The organism is Domibacillus iocasae (genome assembly GCF_001750285.1).
GTDB classification, from domain to species: Bacteria; Bacillota; Bacilli; order Bacillales; family Domibacillaceae; genus Domibacillus; species Domibacillus iocasae.
The window spans coordinates 1-18,432 of sequence record NZ_MAMP01000025.1; the positions used below are offsets into that span (position 1 = coordinate 1).

The 18,432-nt window shown below is 44.2% G+C and carries 17 protein-coding genes, 8 tRNA genes and 1 pseudogene; 21 read left to right on the forward strand and 5 right to left on the reverse strand.

Translation table 11 applies throughout. The features are described 5' to 3' along the window. The first annotated feature begins 2 nt into the window (after window positions 1-2). The 8 genes from BA724_RS16750 to BA724_RS16785 all read left to right on the forward strand — a co-directional run bounded on the left by BA724_RS16750 (window position 3) and on the right by BA724_RS16785 (window position 773). Window positions 3-77: transfer RNA gene (locus BA724_RS16750), tRNA-Asn, on the forward strand. Between the two features lie 7 nt (window positions 78-84). Further along, window positions 85-157, forward strand: a tRNA-Thr gene (locus tag BA724_RS16755). Window positions 158-193: 36 nt separating this feature from the next. Next, window positions 194-268, forward strand: a tRNA-Glu gene (locus BA724_RS16760). A 3-nt stretch (window positions 269-271) separates the two neighbouring features. Continuing rightward, window positions 272-347 (forward strand) — tRNA-Val (locus BA724_RS16765). Window positions 348-360: 13 nt separating this feature from the next. Then, window positions 361-436 (forward strand) — tRNA-Thr (locus tag BA724_RS16770). 24 nt (window positions 437-460) lie between these two features. After that, window positions 461-544: transfer RNA gene (locus tag BA724_RS16775), tRNA-Tyr, on the forward strand. A gap of 76 nt (window positions 545-620) precedes the next feature. Further along, window positions 621-695: transfer RNA gene (locus BA724_RS16780), tRNA-Gln, on the forward strand. Window positions 696-700: 5 nt separating this feature from the next. Continuing rightward, window positions 701-773 (forward strand) — tRNA-Lys (locus tag BA724_RS16785). A 127-nt stretch (window positions 774-900) separates the two neighbouring features. Here the strand turns inward: BA724_RS16785 and BA724_RS18140 are convergent. Beyond that, on the reverse strand, window positions 901-1,050 hold the full coding sequence (locus BA724_RS18140; protein ID WP_083256278.1) for an aspartyl-phosphate phosphatase Spo0E family protein: 150 nt from the start codon (window positions 1,048-1,050) through the stop codon (window positions 901-903). Between the two features lie 154 nt (window positions 1,051-1,204). Between BA724_RS18140 and sigW the strand changes: the two genes are divergently transcribed. The 9 genes from sigW to BA724_RS16830 all read left to right on the forward strand — a co-directional run bounded on the left by sigW (window position 1,205) and on the right by BA724_RS16830 (window position 12,477). Next, window positions 1,205-1,768, forward strand: a complete 564-nt coding sequence (gene sigW / locus BA724_RS16790; protein WP_069939819.1) for an RNA polymerase sigma factor SigW — start codon at window positions 1,205-1,207, stop codon at window positions 1,766-1,768. A gap of 18 nt (window positions 1,769-1,786) precedes the next feature. Then, window positions 1,787-2,383 (forward strand): zf-HC2 domain-containing protein, encoded by a 597-nt coding sequence (locus BA724_RS16795; protein WP_069939820.1) that lies wholly within the window; start codon window positions 1,787-1,789, stop codon window positions 2,381-2,383. A gap of 110 nt (window positions 2,384-2,493) precedes the next feature. Beyond that, a complete protein-coding gene (gene cdaA / locus BA724_RS16800) occupies window positions 2,494-3,333 on the forward strand; it encodes a diadenylate cyclase CdaA (protein ID WP_069939821.1) in 840 nt (279 codons plus the stop codon). After that, complete coding sequence (locus BA724_RS16805; RefSeq protein WP_069939822.1) at window positions 3,326-4,279, forward strand: CdaR family protein; 954 nt, start codon at window positions 3,326-3,328, stop codon at window positions 4,277-4,279. The genes cdaA and BA724_RS16805 overlap by 8 nt, the downstream gene beginning before the upstream one ends. Before the next feature lie 31 nt (window positions 4,280-4,310). Further along, complete coding sequence (glmM, locus tag BA724_RS16810) at window positions 4,311-5,660, forward strand: phosphoglucosamine mutase (RefSeq protein WP_069939823.1); 1,350 nt, start codon at window positions 4,311-4,313, stop codon at window positions 5,658-5,660. Window positions 5,661-5,824: 164 nt separating this feature from the next. Next, window positions 5,825-7,024 carry an MFS transporter gene (locus BA724_RS16815; protein WP_069939824.1) on the forward strand — a complete coding sequence of 400 codons (1,200 nt, stop codon included), beginning with the start codon at window positions 5,825-5,827 and terminating at the stop codon, window positions 7,022-7,024. Between the two features lie 335 nt (window positions 7,025-7,359). Next, a complete protein-coding gene (gene glmS / locus BA724_RS16820) occupies window positions 7,360-9,162 on the forward strand; it encodes a glutamine--fructose-6-phosphate transaminase (isomerizing) (protein WP_069939825.1) in 1,803 nt (600 codons plus the stop codon). Between the two features lie 375 nt (window positions 9,163-9,537). Beyond that, the gene (locus tag BA724_RS16825; RefSeq protein WP_069939826.1) at window positions 9,538-11,130 is read left to right on the forward strand and encodes an amidohydrolase; all 1,593 of its coding nucleotides are present in this window, start codon (window positions 9,538-9,540) and stop codon (window positions 11,128-11,130) included. Between the two features lie 39 nt (window positions 11,131-11,169). Further along, window positions 11,170-12,477 carry an MFS transporter gene (locus BA724_RS16830; RefSeq protein ID WP_069939827.1) on the forward strand — a complete coding sequence of 436 codons (1,308 nt, stop codon included), beginning with the start codon at window positions 11,170-11,172 and terminating at the stop codon, window positions 12,475-12,477. A gap of 401 nt (window positions 12,478-12,878) precedes the next feature. Here the strand turns inward: BA724_RS16830 and BA724_RS16835 are convergent, their stop codons facing one another. Together BA724_RS16835 and BA724_RS16840 are read right to left on the reverse strand one after the other, a co-directional pair. After that, window positions 12,879-13,313: a YkvA family protein gene (locus BA724_RS16835; protein ID WP_245676254.1), complete on the reverse strand. Its 435-nt coding sequence runs from the start codon at window positions 13,311-13,313 to the stop codon at window positions 12,879-12,881. Between the two features lie 116 nt (window positions 13,314-13,429). Further along, a pseudogene (locus BA724_RS16840) lies at window positions 13,430-14,250 on the reverse strand (YitT family protein). Window positions 14,251-14,438: 188 nt separating this feature from the next. On the opposite strand from BA724_RS16840, the gene BA724_RS16845 reads away from it, so the two are divergent. Continuing rightward, window positions 14,439-14,714 (forward strand): pentapeptide repeat-containing protein, encoded by a 276-nt coding sequence (locus tag BA724_RS16845; protein WP_069939828.1) that lies wholly within the window; start codon window positions 14,439-14,441, stop codon window positions 14,712-14,714. 237 nt (window positions 14,715-14,951) lie between these two features. Next, window positions 14,952-15,419 carry a hypothetical protein gene (locus BA724_RS16850; protein WP_083256280.1) on the forward strand — a complete coding sequence of 156 codons (468 nt, stop codon included), beginning with the start codon at window positions 14,952-14,954 and terminating at the stop codon, window positions 15,417-15,419. Between the two features lie 167 nt (window positions 15,420-15,586). Here the strand turns inward: BA724_RS16850 and BA724_RS19155 are convergent, their stop codons facing one another. Then, window positions 15,587-15,790 (reverse strand): KGG domain-containing protein, encoded by a 204-nt coding sequence (locus BA724_RS19155; protein ID WP_069939829.1) that lies wholly within the window; start codon window positions 15,788-15,790, stop codon window positions 15,587-15,589. 304 nt (window positions 15,791-16,094) lie between these two features. On the opposite strand from BA724_RS19155, the gene cypC reads away from it, so the two are divergent. Together cypC and BA724_RS16865 are read left to right on the forward strand one after the other, a co-directional pair. Next, window positions 16,095-17,384 carry a CYP152 family fatty-acid peroxygenase CypC gene (cypC, locus tag BA724_RS16860; protein ID WP_069939830.1) on the forward strand — a complete coding sequence of 430 codons (1,290 nt, stop codon included), beginning with the start codon at window positions 16,095-16,097 and terminating at the stop codon, window positions 17,382-17,384. Next, window positions 17,365-17,928 carry an O-acetyl-ADP-ribose deacetylase gene (locus BA724_RS16865; protein WP_069939831.1) on the forward strand — a complete coding sequence of 188 codons (564 nt, stop codon included), beginning with the start codon at window positions 17,365-17,367 and terminating at the stop codon, window positions 17,926-17,928. Before cypC ends, BA724_RS16865 begins: the two co-directional genes overlap by 20 nt. Before the next feature lie 3 nt (window positions 17,929-17,931). Here BA724_RS16865 and BA724_RS16870 read toward each other — a convergent pair whose 3' ends face one another. Continuing rightward, complete coding sequence (locus tag BA724_RS16870; RefSeq protein ID WP_069939832.1) at window positions 17,932-18,240, reverse strand: hypothetical protein; 309 nt, start codon at window positions 18,238-18,240, stop codon at window positions 17,932-17,934. Window positions 18,241-18,432: the final 192 nt, after the last annotated feature.

The window sequence follows — 18,432 nt, forward strand, 5'->3', positions numbered from 1 at the left end:
ATTCCGCAGTAGCTCAGTGGTAGAGCAATCGGCTGTTAACCGATTGGTCGCAAGTTCGAGTCTTGCCTGCGGAGCCATTGCTTTGCTTCCATAGCTCAGCAGGTAGAGTGCTTCCATGGTAAGGAAGAGGTCACCGGTTCGAGCCCGGTTGGAAGCTTAATAAGTTAGTTTATGTAGGCCACAATTATATATCGGCCCCTTGGTCAAGCGGTTAAGACACCGCCCTTTCACGGCGGTAACACGGGTTCGAATCCCGTAGGGGTCACCATTTGGAGGATTAGCTCAGCTGGGAGAGCATCTGCCTTACAAGCAGAGGGTCGGCGGTTCGATCCCGTCATCCTCCACCATTTCTTTTCATATGCCGGTGTAGCTCAACTGGTAGAGCAACTGACTTGTAATCAGTAGGTTGGGGGTTCAAGTCCTCTTGCCGGCACCACATCACTTTTCTTAATTAAATAGCGGAGGGGTAGCGAAGTGGCTAAACGCGGCGGACTGTAAATCCGCTCCTTCGGGTTCGGCAGTTCGAATCTGCCCCCCTCCACCATTTTCCTAAAGGAACATACTCAAACGTGTTCTTTTTCTTATTTTTTGGGGTATACTACACTACATACAACATTCAATGGGCTATAGCCAAGCGGTAAGGCAACGGACTTTGACTCCGTCACGCGAAGGTTCGAATCCTTCTAGCCCAGCCATTTTCGAGCCATTAGCTCAGTTGGTAGAGCATCTGACTTTTAATCAGAGGGTCGAAGGTTCGAGTCCTTCATGGCTCATCACCATTAAAAAAAAAACGACTTTTCATGTAAAATGACATGAAAAGTCGTTTTTTGTTCGTGATTCGACAAAAAAACTGCTATAATTGAAATAAAATGGAAGCAACTTCGACAAGACGTTGCTTTTTTATTTATGGATAGAATATTCATTTAAGAGCTGATCAAGCTTTTGGCTGATTTCAATTACTTTTTGGTCATTGAAGGATGTTTGCAGCGCTTGGGAGACCATTTCAGAACGATACTGTTCAATTGTTGTATGAAGTTGAATCAATTGCAACGATGATACCCCCATCCATAATGGTTTATAACATCATCATACCTCTTTTGAAATTAAACTAAACTTACACTATTCACTTTTTTATCTTTTTTTTTGAAACTTTTATGTACCTATATCCGTATAAACATGTACCGCCAGGGCGGAGGGAGAAAAAATGGATTTAATTGTACAAAGACGAATTAAGCAAGTAATAAAAGGAGACCAAAATGCATTTGGAGAAATTGTCGAGCTTTATAAAGACAAGGTATACCAAATATGTTTTCGAATGCTTTGGGATCGCCATGAAGCAGAAGATGCGGCTCAGGAAGCATTTCTGAAGGCTTTTTTGAATATACACACGTATAACCAAAGCAAGAAGTTTTCAACCTGGCTGTACCGGATTGCAACTAATTTGTGTATTGATAAAATACGCAAAAAGAAACCGGATTATCATTTAGACGCAGAAATTGCCGGAACAGAAGGGCTGAATATGTACTCCCATTTAGCATCGGGCGGCCAGCTGCCGGAAGAAGAGGTAGAAAGCCTGGAGGTACAGGCATCGATTCATGAGGCTATATTAATGCTTCCAGAAAAGTACCGTTCGGTAATTGTATTAAAATATATTGAAGAACTGCCGTTGCAGGAAATAGCAGATATATTAGAACTGCCTCTGGGCACTGTGAAAACACGTGTGCACCGGGGACGTGAAGCACTGCGCAAGCATTTGCGGCATTTGTGAGAAAGGGTGCGATGAACGATGACATCTTGTCCAAAGCAGATTGTTCATTATATGCATGAATATCTGGATGGGGATATTCGAGAAGAAGCGAAAAAAGAACTGAAATTTCACATTGAAACATGTGCGGAATGCAAGAAGCATTTTGCTGAATTAAAAAAAACAATTGCACTTGTACAAAGTGCTTCCCATATTGAAGCGCCCGTTGGTTTTACAGCGAACGTACTCGCACTGCTTCCAAGAGAAGGAAAGAAAATTGGAATGGAACGATGGTTTCGTAATCATCCATTTTTAACCGCGGCAGCTTTATTTCTTTTGCTAATGAGCGGCGGTTTTGCTTCTTTTTTCAGCCAGGAAGATAACCATTTTGCTTTTACGAAAAACAGTGAACTTAAAGTAGAGAATGAGACCGTCATTGTCCCGGCTGGAACGATTATTGAAGAAGACCTTGTTGTGAAAAATGGCAACATTCGAATTGAAGGGTCTGTCGAAGGAGACGTTACTGTTATTAACGGAGAACGCTTCATGGCGTCTGCTGGAAGTGTAACAGGCGAAATTAAAGAGATTGACCAGTTATTTGGGCGGATTTGGTATGAAATGAAATCGTTATTTCAATAAGAAGCAGACGGGAATCGTCTGCTTCTTTTCAGCTTGTATGGTATAATGTACAGGTTAAAGAAGAAAGTGATTTCTTCACGGCTCCGTAATTCCAACTTGGAGGATCTAGTATGCCGTTTACGACTTATTTTCAAGATTATACATTTATTGATTATTTATCGAATGCAATTGATATATTACTCGTATGGTATGTTGTTTATAAATTATTAATGGTCATTAGAGGGACGAAAGCTGTCCAGTTGTTAAAAGGGATTTTTGTTATTGTTATTATTCGGACAATAGCTGGATTTGCCGGCTTGGATACATTAAGCTGGATTGTCCAGCAGGCGCTTACGTGGGGCTTCCTGGCAGTTATTATTATTTTCCAGCCGGAAGTACGCCGCGCATTAGAGCAATTAGGACGCGGGCGGATTTTCTCCCGTAGCGCGATTCAGGAAGATGAAGAGCAGCGAAAAATTATTGATGCTCTTGTGAAGTCTGTTCGTTACATGGAGAAGCGCCGAATTGGCGCGTTAATTTCTATTGAAAAAGAAACAGGAATGAATGACTATATTGAGACAGGGATTCCAATGAACTCTGTTATTACCTCAGAACTTTTGATCAATATCTTTATTCCTAATACGCCGCTGCATGATGGAGCGGTTATTATTCAAAAAGATCATATTGCTGCTGCTGCTTGTTACCTGCCTTTATCTGAGAACCCATTTATTTCAAAAGAATTGGGTACACGGCACCGTGCTGCATTAGGCATTAGTGAAGTAACCGACAGTTTAACCATTGTTGTCTCAGAAGAAACAGGTGCTATTTCAGTCACACGAAATGGTGATTTGTACCGTGATTTGACAGAAGAAGAGTTTCAAGATATTTTGGAGCATCAGTTATTAACTGGAATTGATAAAAATGAGTCTTCTAACCGCTGGACGTGGAAGGGGCGCAGAAATAATGGATAATTTTGTCGAAAGCAAGTGGTTTGTACGAATTGTCGCATTTCTATTAGCTTTTTTGCTGTATATGACCGTGAATTTTGGTGATTTTGAAGCTGTTCAGCAGGCCGGTGATTCGGCACTTGATACAACCGAGGTATTGACGAATGTACCGTTAAAGACCTATTATGATACAGAAAATTTATATGTTTCCGGCATACCGGAGCAGGTCCGTGTTGAGCTTTCCGGTCCGAAAAGTATTATTGAATCGACAAAACGGCTGCGCGATTTTGAGCTGACCCTTGATTTGACGGATTATGAAATCGGAGAGCATCGGGTGGCGATTAAGCATAAAAACTTCTCTGAAAAGCTCGATGTGTCGATTTTACCTGCTTCTGTCGACGTCATGATCGAAGAAAAAGTCACAAGGACAAGAACGGTTACGCCTGAATTCAATGATTCTGCACTGGCAGAAGGATATCAGGTAGACAATGTAACCGTTGCTCCTCGTGAAGTGAAGGTGACCGGATCCCAGTCGGATATTGACAAGATCGCCTTCGTACGAACTGCGTTGACCGGCGAAGACGAAATCAGCGAAGAAACGACAGCGACGGCTGCGGTACAGGTGCTGGACGGAAATTTAAATAAACTGGATGTAAAAGTTGAACCGGCAACTGTTCAAGTGTCGATTTCAGTTAAGAATCCAAGTAAAAAAGTGCCGCTGAAGGCAGTATCAAAAGGCACGCCAGCGGAAGATGTGAAAATTTCATCGCTTGAGCCGGATGTAGATGAAATCACGATTTACGGAAAAGAATCGGCTTTGGAAGAATTAAAGGAATTTTCACTTCCTGTGGATGTAAGCGGAGTGACAAAAGATACGACACTGACAGTACCGGTTAATCTCGGGGAACAATTTAATTTTTCATCGCCGCAGGAAGTAAAAGTGAAAGTAACAGTGGAAGAATCTTCATAAAGCCGTTTTGATAAAAGGAGAGAAACAATAGATGGGTAAGTATTTTGGTACAGATGGTGTCAGAGGTGTCGCAAACTTAGAACTGACACCAGAACTTGCATTTAAGCTGGGGCGGTTTGGCGGTTATATATTAACGAAAGATGCCGATCGCCCAAAAGTATTGATCGGACGGGACACACGCATTTCAGGACCGATGCTTGAAGGAGCGCTTGTGGCGGGACTTCTATCTATTGGAGCAGAGGTGATGCGTCTCGGCGTCATTTCAACACCGGGTGTCGCTTATTTGACGAAAGCGATGGATGCACAGGCAGGCGTTATGATCTCAGCTTCTCATAACCCGGTTCAAGATAACGGCATTAAATTTTTCGGTTCAGATGGCTTTAAGCTTTCCGATCATCAGGAAGCGGAAATTGAAGCGCTTCTTGATCAAGAAGAAGACACGCTGCCACGTCCTTCAGGAGCGGATCTAGGTTCATTAAATGATTATTTTGAAGGCGGTCAAAAGTATCTGCAATACTTAAAGCAGTCGGTTGATGAAGATTTCGACGGCATCCATGTTGCGCTTGATTGTGCGCACGGAGCCACATCTTCGCTTGCTGCGCATTTATTCGCGGATCTTGAAGCAGATATTTCAACGATGGGCGCATCGCCAAACGGCCTGAACATTAATGATGGTGTCGGGTCGACTCATCCAGAAACGCTTGCGCAATTTGTGAAAGAAAAAGAAGCGGATCTTGGGCTTGCGTTTGACGGCGATGGGGATCGGCTCATTGCTATTGATGAAAAAGGAAATATCGTGGATGGCGACCAGATCATGTTTATTTGCGCGCGCTATTTGAAAGAACAGGGACGCTTAAACAATGATACGATCGTCTCAACGGTTATGAGCAACCTCGGCTTTTACAAAAGCATTGAAGAACATGGCATTAAAAGTGAACAAACGGCTGTCGGCGACCGGTACGTTGTAGAGGCGATGAAAAAGTACAACTATAATTTGGGCGGCGAGCAGTCCGGCCATATTATTTTCCTTGATTTTAATACGACAGGTGACGGTCTTCTAAGCGGACTCCAACTTGTAAATATTATGAAGGCAACGAAAAAGCCTTTATCTGAATTGGCAGCAGAAATGAAAAAATTCCCACAGACCCTTGTAAATGTCCGGGTAACCGATAAGCATCATGTCGCGGATAACGAAAAAGTAAAAGCGGAGATCGAAAAAGTAGAAGCAGAAATGGCTGGAAATGGACGCGTTCTTGTCCGTCCATCTGGCACAGAGCCACTTGTGCGCGTAATGGTGGAAGCAGCAACGGAAGAGCTGTGCCGTTCGTATACAGAGCGTATTGCTTCAATCGTAGAAGAAGAAATGGGTCTTCACATGTAAAAAACAGAAGGGAGTCCGACAGCCAGTTTTTACTGGCGGGTTGGATTCCCTTTTTTGTTCCTTGAAAAAATCAGCTCTCATAAAATCGAAAAGATTGAAATATATACGCGCCTGCACAATAATTAACAGAAAATGCTTTACAAATGAGGAAGGAGGGTCACAGGATGGGAGAATACAAAGAAAAAGAGGGGAATCAGGACATCCAGCGAAAAGACCACATCTATTTTTTAGCGGCTGTTTTTTGTTTTTGGTTTGCGATTTATATTTATGCGCCTGTCTTTGGCGTTTATCTGCAGGAGGTTGGATTTAGCTTTTCCGCGATTGGCATTATTTTAGGGGCTTATGGCATTACACAGATTTTACTGCGCTTTCCGCTCGGCATTTTATCGGATTTTCTACATAACATCCGCAGGCAGCTGTTTGTCGGCGGTTTTGTGGTGGCACTGATCAGCAGTTTAATGCTCGTGTATTTTGAATCTTTTTTCATGGTGCTCATTGCCAGGCTTTTAGCGGGTGTGACAGCGTCTATGTGGGTGATGGCGACCGTATTGTATTCGCATTATTTCAGTGCGGACCGTGCATCAAACGCAATGGGTATTATGCAGTTTGTAACAGTAGCGACGCAGTTTTTTAGCATGGCGGTCAGCGGCTGGCTCGTCCATGTGTTTAACTGGGACTTTCCGTTTTGGATCGGAGCCGCTGCATCGATTTTGGGCGCTTTTTTTGCCTGGAATATTAAAGAAGCAGAAACAGACTCGTTGACGGCGCCTAAAAATGCGATCGTCCATGTGAAAGAAACGATTAAAATGCCGAATTTGAAAATGCTGACCTTTTTGTCACTTATGGCGCACGCTGTTTTATTTATTACAATTTTTGGATTCAGCCCGATTTACGCAGCCTCGCTCGGTGTGGAAGAGCAGTCATTTATTTGGCTGACATGTGCGTTTTTTATTCCCCACGCTGCGGCTTCGCTCAGTCTCGTTTTTTACCGGCTCGATCCCCGCCTTAATAAAAGTGTGCTGACGGCCTGCTTTATTGTTACTGCTATTTTCCTATTTGCCGTTCCTTTTTCACATGCACTTGCATCTCTTAGTATTGTACATTTCTTTATCGGCCTGGCACTCGGATTTATTTTTCCCGTTTTGTTGAGTGAGGTCGTTCTCATCAGCCCGCCAGCGTTCAAAATGTCCGCCATGGGATTTTTCCAATCCTTTTATGCGCTTGGCATTTTCCTTGGACCGCTTGTGGCTGGCGTTGTTGCCGAACAATGGAGCTTGGATGCTGTTTTTACAATCACTGGTACTTTATGTATCGGCGCTGCTGTGCTTGTTTTCCTGCTTTGGAGAAGGGGAATTAATTTTTAATTGACGAAACGGATAAAACACGGTATGATTATCGTGTTTTTATCTGTATACAGAAAGGAGCGGAGAAAGACAGATACGTGTTTTACCAAAAGCGCCTGAACTGAACGGGACGACCATACGTTCAGTTGACGAGGAGGGGGTTTATCGATGATTCGGCGGATACCTCCCGGCTGCAGGTACACAGCTGTTACGTTCATCCTTAAAACAGGGGGGCAACCCCGTGGACAAAGGGAGCGGACATGTGCCTAAAAATACAAAATATGAAGGAGCGCGGCAGGCAATGTGCCCCTAGCCGGCGCTTGTTTGCCGACGCCTCTAATCAGGGGGAACCATTTATGTGCGGAATAGTTGGATATATCGGCAGTGAAGATACGAAAGAAATTTTATTGAAAGGGCTTGAGAAGCTCGAATACCGTGGCTACGATTCAGCCGGTATTGCTGTGCGCAACACAGAGGGTGTGCACGTTTTCAAAGAAAAAGGACGTATCGCTGATTTGCGTGCAGTTGTGGACGAAGATGTACAATCTCACGTAGGAATCGGTCATACTCGCTGGGCGACTCACGGCGTACCAAGCCGTTACAACGCGCATCCACATCAAAATACAGACAACCGTTACACACTTGTGCACAACGGTGTCATTGAAAACGATGAGCAGTTGAAAAGTGACTACTTATTGGACGTTGCACTTCAAAGTGATACAGACACAGAAGTGATCGTGCAGATGATCGGCTTATTTGCCAAAGACGGCCTGACAACGGAAGAAGCATTCCGTAAAACGCTTGGCCTTCTAAAAGGCTCTTACGCGATTGCCCTTTTGGACAAAGAAGACGAAAACACGATTTATGTGGCGAAAAACAAGAGCCCGCTTCTAGTCGGCCTTGGCGAAGACTGCAATGTTATCGCATCTGATGCAATGGCGATGCTGCAAGTAACGAATCAATTTGTGGAATTGATGGACAAAGAAATGGTCATCGTCACAAAAGAATTCGTTACAATTAAAAACGAAAACGGCGGACTAATTGAACGTGCTCCTTATACAGCGGAAATCGATGCCGGTGATATTGAAAAAGGCACGTATCCGCATTACATGTTAAAAGAAACAGATGAACAGCCTTTTGTTATTCGTAAAATTACGCAGGCTTACCAAAACGAACAAGGCGAGCTTCACGTTGACGAAAATATCGTTAACGCACTGAACGAAGCAGACCGCCTGTATATCGTCGCATGCGGTACGAGCTACCATGCCGGTCTTGTTGGCAAGCAATATTTAGAGCAAATGGCGAATATCCCGGTTGAAGTGCACGTAGCGAGTGAATTCGTCTATAATATGCCGCTTCTATCGAAAAAGCCGCTCTTTATCTTTATTTCCCAAAGCGGTGAAACAGCGGACAGCCGCGCCGTATTGGTGAAAGTAAAAGAACTTGGCTTTGAAGCATTAACAATTACAAACGTACCAGGCTCTACACTATCACGTGAAGCGGATTACACATTGCTTCTTCATGCAGGTCCTGAAATTGCCGTTGCTTCTACAAAAGCCTATACAGCGCAAATTGCGGTACTGTCCATTTTGGCAGATGCGGCAGCGAAAAAAGCCGGCATTGATACAGGATTCGATCTTGTGCACGAGCTTGGCATCGTCGCAAACGCAATGGAAGTTCTTTGCGATGGCAAAGAAGAATTCGAGCAAATCGCGCGTGACTACTTGTCAACAACACGCAACTGCTTCTTCATCGGCCGCTCTGTCGACTACTATGTCGGCTTAGAAGGTGCTTTGAAGCTGAAAGAAATCTCCTACATCCAGGCAGAAGGCTTTGCCGGCGGAGAGCTTAAACACGGCACAATCGCGTTGATCGAAGACGGCACACCAGTCATCGCTCTGGCAACGCAGGAATCTGTGAACTTGAATATCCGCGGCAACGTGAAGGAAGTCGCAGCACGCGGCGCCAACACATGCGTGATCTCAATGAAAGGCCTTGAGCAGGAAGGCGACCGTTTCGTCCTGCCAGCCGTTCATGAACTGCTCGCACCGCTTGCAGCTGTTGTACCATTCCAGCTGATCGCGTACTATGCAGCGCTTCACCGGGACTGTGACGTAGATAAGCCGCGTAACCTGGCGAAGTCAGTAACAGTAGAATAAAATCGAAAACCATCCAGAATTAGGCTGTAAATAATAAAATCGTTTAAAAAACCCCTATCTATTATATTTAATATAGATAGGGGTTTTGAATTTTCAGACAAAAGGGAGTTGAGATTGTGTTAGACAAATTAGAATGAAAAAAGTCATAGGTAATGGTTATTTTGCTAATGTAGTTCGATATGAAGATGAAAGCGGTAGAAAATACACATTAAAAAGCATAAAAAATCAGTTTATGGGTGCATTTCTTCAATAAAAGCAGGTTCTTTTTTATTTAATTTATAACGAAACTTAATTAAATAAGATAAAACGGGTCTCGCGCAACGCTTACGGATTTGAGTTAGAATAGGGTGAAAAGGCAGAGAAAGGGACTTCTTCATGAAACAACTTTGGCATAACGGAATCATTTACACAATGAAACAAGAAAATGAGACAGTAGAAGCGGTTCTTGTGGAAGAAGGAAAAATCATTGCAGTTGGTTCCTTCAATGACCTAAATGAACAAGCGGAAGAGCGGCTTGATTTGCAGGGAGCTGCGATGTATCCGGGCTTCGTTGACAGCCATCTTCATATGGTCTTTCAAGGAGAAACATTCGTGCGGCTTGATTTATCGAAAGCGTCTTCAGCGGAAGAAATGCTTGCGATGGTGAAAGAAGCAGCGAAGACGACGCCTGCGGATAAATGGCTGTTTGGTGAAGGGTGGAGTGAACAGAACTTTGCTGACCAGCGTATTCCGACGATAGAGGAGCTGGATGCGATTCGGAAAGAACCCATTTTATTAACGAGAGTTTGTCATCATGTGGTGCTCGGCAATGCAGCAGCACTGTCAGCGGGCGGGATTCTAGAAGAAAGCAAAGCACCGGCAGGCGGTGAAATCGGGCGAAACGCGGAAGGGACGTTAAATGGTCTTCTGTATGATAAAGCGATTGATCCGGTGACAGCTGCGATTCCGAGAAAAGGCGAAGCGTATATCGATTACTTAACGGAAGTGGTGAATCTGGCGGTTGATCAACTGCTTTCTTACGGGTTAACAGGCGGCCACACCGAAGATATGCATTACTTCGGGGATTATATCAATCCGCTGACCGCATTTCATCGTGTTATTGGAGAAAAACATCATTTCAGGGTGAATGTGCTGCGCCACCATGCTGTATTCCAAAACATGATGGAAGCGGACGTCCCATTCGATGAGCCATTTATTGAACCGGGCGCAATGAAAATTTTTGCCGATGGAGCATTGGGCGGTTCAACGGCCGCGTTATCAAAACCATACGCGGACCAGCCGGATAATAAGGGTTTGCTGATTCACACAGATGACCAATTGGAAGGATTAGTAAAAATAGCACGTGAATATAATGAAGCGGTTGCCGTGCATATCATTGGGGATAGAGCGGCGGATCAAGTACTCCACGTGATTGAAAAATATCCAGTGCCGAACGGCAAACGAGACCGTCTTATTCACGGATGTGTTCTAAGCGAAGAGTTAATCGGGAGGATGGCCACATTGCCTGTGGTCGTGGATGTTCAGCCGGCATTTGTTTCATCTGATTTCCCATGGGTGAAGGATCGTCTTGGTGAAGAACGGCTAGGCTTTGCGTATCCTTGGAAAACGCTTTTGGACCGTGGGATTATGTGTGCGGCTGGAACGGATGCACCTGTAGAAGATATAAACCCGATTGCCTCTATTTATGCGGCGGTTGAACGCAAAAAACCGTATGAAGCGCATAATGGCTATGGACCAGAACAAAAGCTGTCTCGTTTCGAAGCCATTCAGATGTACACAATCGGCAGCGCGCAGGCGATTGGCAAAGAGCATGAGCGCGGGCTGATTAAACCGGGCTACGTTGCGGACTTTTCAGTTTTTGACCGTGATTTATTTGCCGGAACCTCTGAAGATATGCTTGCTGTAAAAGCAGTAAAAACTGTTGTTGCGGGGCGTATCGTATTTGATAGAGCAGACGCCGGCGGTTAAGTAAAAAGAGATCATTTTTCTGGAAAAGGAGGGCGGGCAATGCTGTCTAAGTCTGATGGCTCAAAAAGGATAAAAGACCAGCCAGAGTGGCGGCAAAGCTACATGGATTCGCCCGAAAAGCAAAGACAATTGTATAAAAAAACGTTAATGATCGTTGTCCTTTCACAGATTTTTGGAGGGGCAGGACTGGCAGCGGGCCTAACGGTTGGAGCACTTCTGGCACAAGACATGATGGGGACAGATAGCGGGACAGGGCTTCCAACCGCGCTGTTCACGTTAGGTTCGGCTGCGGCGGCATTGATTGTGGGGCGTCTTTCCCAACGTTTCGGGCGCCGTTTTGGGCTCGCGGCGGGATTTTTGACGGGAGGCATTGGCGCAATTGGCGTTATTATCTCAGCGTTGACGAACAATATTCCGCTATTCTTTGCCTCATTGCTCATTTATGGTGCTGGGACAGCGACAAACTTACAGGCGCGTTATGCGGGCACAGACCTCGCAACTTCTACGCAACGGGCAACTGCGATCAGCACGGCCATGGTTTTTACCACATTCGGTGCTGTTGCAGGGCCTAATTTGGTAAATGTAATGGGTGAATTTGCCGCTTCCGTTGGGATTCCGGCACTGGCTGGCCCGTTTATTCTTGCGGCTGCCGCTTATATACTTGCTGGTTTGGTTCTTTTAGCTTTTCTTCGTCCGGACCCTCTCATTGTCGCAAAAGCAATAGCTGATGGGCAGAGAATGAGTGGTGATGTGCATGCAGGCAATGATTCTGACGTACCGGCAGTCAACAAACGAAAACTTACTGCTGGCGCTGCCGTCATGGTTGTAACGCAATTTGTGATGGTTGCCATTATGACGATGACGCCTATCCATATGGGACATCACGGGCACGATTTAAAAGAGGTCGGGCTGGTCATTGGCTTTCATATAGGCGCGATGTTCCTGCCATCTTTAGTAACAGGCTTTCTTGTCGATAAAATTGGCCGTATCAAAATGGCCGTCGCTTCTGTTGTTACTTTGTTTGCGGCTGGTCTTATGGCCGCTTTTGCACCGGCTGATTCGCTGCCGCTGCTCATTGCCGCCCTTGTTTTGCTTGGGCTTGGCTGGAACTTTGGCTTAATCAGCGGCACCGCTCTTATTGTAGATGCCACCCATCCATCTGCCCGTGCGAAAACACAAGGAGCTGTTGATGTGTTGATTGCTTTATCAGGATCATTGGGCGGGGGACTATCTGGAATGGTTGTCGTTCATTCTAGTTATTCAACGCTCTCACTTGCCGGAGCGCTTCTTTCGTTGCTTCTTATTCCAATTGTCGTCCGGTCCCGCAGCATTCAAAGTAAGGAATGATCTGCTTCTTAATTGAAGAAGGCCCCGCCTCTAAACCTTTTTTAAAAAGCAAGCAGGTCCCCTTGTTTCGATGAAAAAGGATGATGGCAGCTTTGACATTTTAAATCCATCCTTTGTTCGCTATCATAGAGAGCTTTTAGCAATATGTATCAAAAAATCTTTGCTCATATTCGGTAAGATAATAGGGAGGTGAGCAAGATGTATTACAGCGAAGCGACATAAAAAACGATTTCTTTTCTTGAAAACATTCTGATGGAAGAGTGTCAGCTTGATGCACTGCCTAATGTAACGGGCTATTCAAAATCTCATTTGCTGTGCATTTTTAAACAGGAAACTGTGTAAGAAAAAATAAACAAACACACGGCCGCCGCAGCAACGGTCGTGTGTTTGTTTGATAAGCATTACAAGGATTGGTTTATCTCATCATCCATTAGTCCGGCGTCATACTTCTCTCCGAACCATTTTTTCATCCGTTGATGAGCAGTGCGCCGCATCTCGTCATTAACCATGTTATACACACTGATAAGCGCCGCGATCAGAATGCCAGCATCATCCACCAGCCCGACCGCCGGCAGAAAGTCCGGCACGACGTCGACCGGCAAAATTAAATAGCCCAGCGCACCGAGAATGGTCATCCGGGTTTTGTTTGGCAGCTTTGGACTTTTCATTGCTTCAAATAAAAGAAGGGCCGCATACATCGCTTTGTGGCCAAGTTTTCCCCCGGACTTCGCAAGCTTTTCCGTGAACTTTTCTTCTGAATAGTATTGTTCTTTTCCTGCAATTTGCTGCTCGAGGTTTTGAGCTGTTTCTTCTTTTTTCTGTTTACGGATTCTCACATCCATCATCTCCTTATCCTTTTTTAACCGTTTTTCACGTGCCTGTTTTGGAAAGAGCAACATTTATCCTCTTATGAAGTGAAGCCAGCCTTTTTGAATGAAAGAGAGGCTGCTCGTTAATGAATATCGCGTTTTTTGAAGTTGCCGCCGCTTACTTCAGATACATCCGATATTACCACAAAAGCGCCTTCGTCTATTTCTTTAATAATCGATACAATCTTGTTTTCTTCCATGCGGTTAATGACGCAGCTTAAAATATCGGTTGGTTCGTTAGAGAATCCGCCGCGTCCATGCGTGTATGTCACGCCACGGCCGAGCCGGGCTTGAATGGCTGAACCGATTTCTTTGGACTTGGCACTGATGACTTTTACGGATTTTGATGTTTCCAGGCCGACTTGAATAATGTCAATCATATTTTGGCTATGTAATAGGTAATCGCCGAATACAAGGCGCTTTCCAGTCCAAAGATAAAACTTGCCCCCAAGAAAATGAACGCATTTAAAAACAGGATAATATCGCCGACTGAAAAGGGAATTTTTCTTGAAAGCAAAACAGCCAGCACTTCAGAGCCATCAAGAGCGCCTCCGTTGCGAAGCACGATGCCAATGCCTACGCCAAGAAAGATTCCGCCAGCCAACACAACAAGCAATTGATCCTCTGGTCCTAAAATTGTCGAAACATGATACAATAAAACGGTTGAAATGGATAAAGCGGCAATCCCAATAATACTCATGATCGCAAACGTTTTTCCTACCTATTTGTAGCCCAGGTAGACAAAAGGGATATTCAGGACGAACAATAAGGCACCAAGCGGAAGCCCAAAAACATGAGACCCCATAATACTGAGGCCGGTTACTCCGCCATCAATGACACTTTTTGGGATCAATACAGCTTCTTCTAATCCATACGCGGCTATGACCGCCCCTATAATAAGCATAGCTGCTTTTCGAACGCTTTCTAAAAATTTGCTTTTCTTCAATTATTTTTATCCTTCTTTTTATTTTTCCCCCGCACTTAATAGGAAACTGGCGAACGTTATGTAAACACTTCTTCAAGTTTAACATAACTAAGGAAAATGATAATGGATGCATGCATATCTGTAATAAGGTCAGTTGAAATGAAAAAATGTTAAAAAAATGCTTTCATTTAAAAAACGCAGCATTTAATCAATTGTCTTTAAAAGGGGCTAATTTTTATGGGTACTCGCTCCAGCATGTATATTTAGCTACATGCGATCCGGATGATGTGCACTTTAAGCAAATGTCGCTAAAGGGAGTCAATATTAGCACCTGTACATTCGATCAGCTCCATATTGATATGGAAAGCTTAAACGGCTGTTCAGTATCGGCGGAACAAGCGATTGGATTTGCGAAGCTGATAGGTTTAACCGTGAAAAAATAATGAAAAATGTGGAATGCCGTAACTAAAAAAGCGGAACACGCTTGATAGGGTTGGTTTCCGGCAGGCTGTCACTGTTTTATTACTGGAAATTATTGCATGATAAATAAACCAATTTAATGTATAATAAGTAAAAAGTAATTCTTCATCTTTTTGAGGGGGGTTATCCACTGCCTACTAAATTCGGGGAGTGATTTTTTTATATAAAAAAATCAATTAAACGACAGGGAGAACAGCATGATGAAAGCGACTAAATCTTCTATAATAGAGAAAGCCCCGCTCCCGGCTGTCATAAAACACCTTTTGGACTTGTCGGGCAGCACGGCTGCGGTGGAGATTCACCACTCTGCCGGCGGTCAGACTATCGCCGGAGGCAAATACAGCTTAGCCAAGCATAAAATCACGCTTTATTGGGATGGAATTGAAGAGCAGTGCCGGCTCTTGTACGGCTCTTTAAAACCGTTTGATCAGCATCTGGCTGCTGTTTTCGCTCATGAGCTTGGCCATGCGGAAGATTCTGAGCTCAATACGCTGGCAGATCAGCTTGACCAAACGAACGATCCGCTGCAAAGAAAGCGGATTGCCCTTCGGATTGAAACAAATGCATGGAACTACGCGATTCGTCTTCTTCAAGAGAGAGACAGTGAGTTTTTGCAATTTCTTATGTATATTTCGCTGGAGCCTTATCATGATGGTGACGCAGCTTAATCGAATAAACAAAAATAAAACCGGCTTCCCTTATCGAGGAAAGCCGGTTTTTCATTCCTTAAAATTAAGAAACGAACTGATGCATTTGGAAAGTCTGTAAACAATGCTTTCTCTCCAAACGAAAGCATTCTCTGAATATTCACTTAAGGTTCACGTTTAATTTTACATTAACGGCGGCTTCGTTCTCCGCCTTTGCGGCCGGCTTCTTCTCTGCTCATTTTCCCGTCATTATCATCGTTTCTTCGGTTGGATCTGGAATTCCCGCCCATTTGACCGATTTCCTGATAGAATTCCTTATCATGGTTTTTTGCCGTCATTTCTCCGCCTTTACGTCCTGCCTCTTCACGACTCATTTTTTCATTGTTAGCCATTTCAAGTTCCTCCTCAGTAAATTTGGATTTGACTTACGGTTGTATGTTACCCGGCTGTCATTCTATAAAACAGGACTTTGTAAAAAAGGATCAAAAGAACTGAAAAAAGATTTATTATTCCAAATAAAGTAAATTAATTGGGTTTTGTTTTTGGATAAAAAAGTCAAAGTGGCAAAAAAGATAGATGAAAAGAGTTGGATTTCTATTTTACAGGAAGTTCGTTTTTTTGTTGTGAAAAAAAGCTATATTCTGGATTGGAAAGGGGAAAACAAAGAAAAGGACTGTTCAAAAAGGAGAGGGTACAATGTCTGCTGAAAACGGCATGCCAAAAGAAGATGGGCTCGATCAAAGCTTAAGTTTACTGAGAGAAGGGTATTTGTACATACCGAACCGGCGCCGATCGTTTCAAGAGAATATCTTTGAAACTCGCTTAATGGGGAAACCAGCCATTTGTATGGGCGGCAAGGAAGCGGCAAAGCTGTTTTATGACCCGGCAAAATTTCAGCGGGAAGGTGCCGCTCCAAAAAGAGTAGTAAAAACATTGTTTGGTGAAGGCGGCGTGCAGACGCTTGATGGGGAAGCGCACCAGCACCGGAAAGCAGCATTTATGTCATTGATGGCGCCTAAAGAAGTCATGCGTCTGACAGACATTTTTGTACGCCAGTGGATGGAAACAGCTCAAAAATGGACACAGCAATCTGAGGTTGTTTTGTATGAAGAAGCAAAAGAACTGCTTTGCCGTATTGCCTGTGAATGGGGCGGTGTACCGCTTCCGGAAGACGACGTAAAGCGGCGGACTTCAGAACTTAGTGCCATGTTTGAATCGTCCGTCTCGGCTGGCCCGGAATATTGGAAAACCCGCCGCGCGCGACGGAAAGCTGAAAAATGGGTCGGTGGCTTAATTGAAGAAGTGCGGCAGAATACACTTCATCCGCCAGAAGAATCGGCACTATATGTCTTTTCTCATCACCGAGAACTAGACGGACAGTTATTGGATACAAAAACAGCGGCTGTAGAAGTATTAAATATTTTGCGGCCGATTACGGCAGTATCAATCTACCTTGCTTTTACAGCACTCGCACTGCACCAATTTCCGGAAGAAAAGCCGAAGCTGATGGATGTGGATGAGCCGTACACGAAATATTTTGTGCAGGAAGTGCGCCGGTTTTATCCTTTTTTCCCGTTTACCGGAGCGAAGGTAAAAACAGACTTTGAATGGAGTGGCATGGATTTTAAGGAAGGAACGCTTGCGCTTTTAGATTTATACGGAACGAACCATGATCCAGAGCTGTGGGAGAATCCCGACTTGTTTCAGCCGGCACGGTTTGAAGACTGGGATAAAAGTCCATTTGATTTTATTCCGCAGGGCGGCGGTGATTACTACGCCGGGCATCGATGTGCAGGGGAATGGATTACGATTGAATTAATGAAAGTAAGCGTTGATTTTCTAGTGAACCGCCTGTCTTATACTGTCCCGGATCAGGATATCAGCTTCAGCATGACCAGCATGCCGAGTATGCCAAAAAGCGGGTTTATTGTACGCGATATTTCAATAAATTTGAGGAGTGAAAGCGATGAAAACGAAAATAAGTGAAAATACGCTGGAGTTAGTCACAGGTGACATTACGGAACAAACAACAGAAGCCATTGTCAACGCGGCGAATGGTTCGCTCCTTGGTGGCGGCGGAGTGGACGGAGCGATTCACCGCGCGGCGGGGCGCGCGCTTTTAGACGAATGCAAAAAAGTACGGGCAGAAACATTGAGTGGAGAAGAGCTTAGAGCAGGGGAAGCAGTTATCACAAAGGGACATGATCTTCCGGCTGAATGGGTGATTCACACAGTCGGTCCGGTTTGGACTGGCGGATCAGATAAAGAAGAAGAGAAACTTGCTAACTGTTACCGGAACGCGCTGAAGCTTGCGATGGAAAATAACGTAAAAAGCATCTCATTTCCGTCTATTTCTACAGGTGTGTATCGTTTTCCGATTGAACAGGCGGCAGTAATTGCGCTTCAAACCGTTGTGGACTTTTTGGAAGAACATCCTTTTGGCTATGCAGCATTTATATTGTTTTCCGATCATGACTATCGTATTTATGAAGCAGCGATGAACCGTATTTTGCAGGAAGAAAACCGCTAACCATTAGCGGTTTTTTTGTATGCTTGTAACGAGCAGGCTGATCGGAAACAGAAGAATAGTACAAGCAAGAAGTCCATAAACTGCGTCTTCAAATCCTCTTACAACAGAAAAGCCGATCACAAATAAGGCTACGGACAAAATGAGCCCGGCATAAGCGGGGAGACGAATAAGTTGGCCGTGTCCAGCTGCTTTTTTCTTCAGCGGCGTTGTGGAAAGAAGAGAATAAGTCCGATGAAAACACCAATAGCCAGCGGCATAAAAAGCATCATGCTGAATTCCCCCATATTTTACAAAGGTATTGTGTTTTGCCATAATAAACTTTGTAAATTATTTAACAAAAAATGTGAAATTCGAATATATCTCGTGTATGGAAAGGAGAAAATCAATTCCTAAAATAAAGGAAGTTTGTATAAGCATTCTTATTTTCATTTCGATGCTGCTTGTAATGTATGTTGATCAAACCGGAGGTGGCGAGTGATCTTTTTTCGCAAAATGTCTGAACAG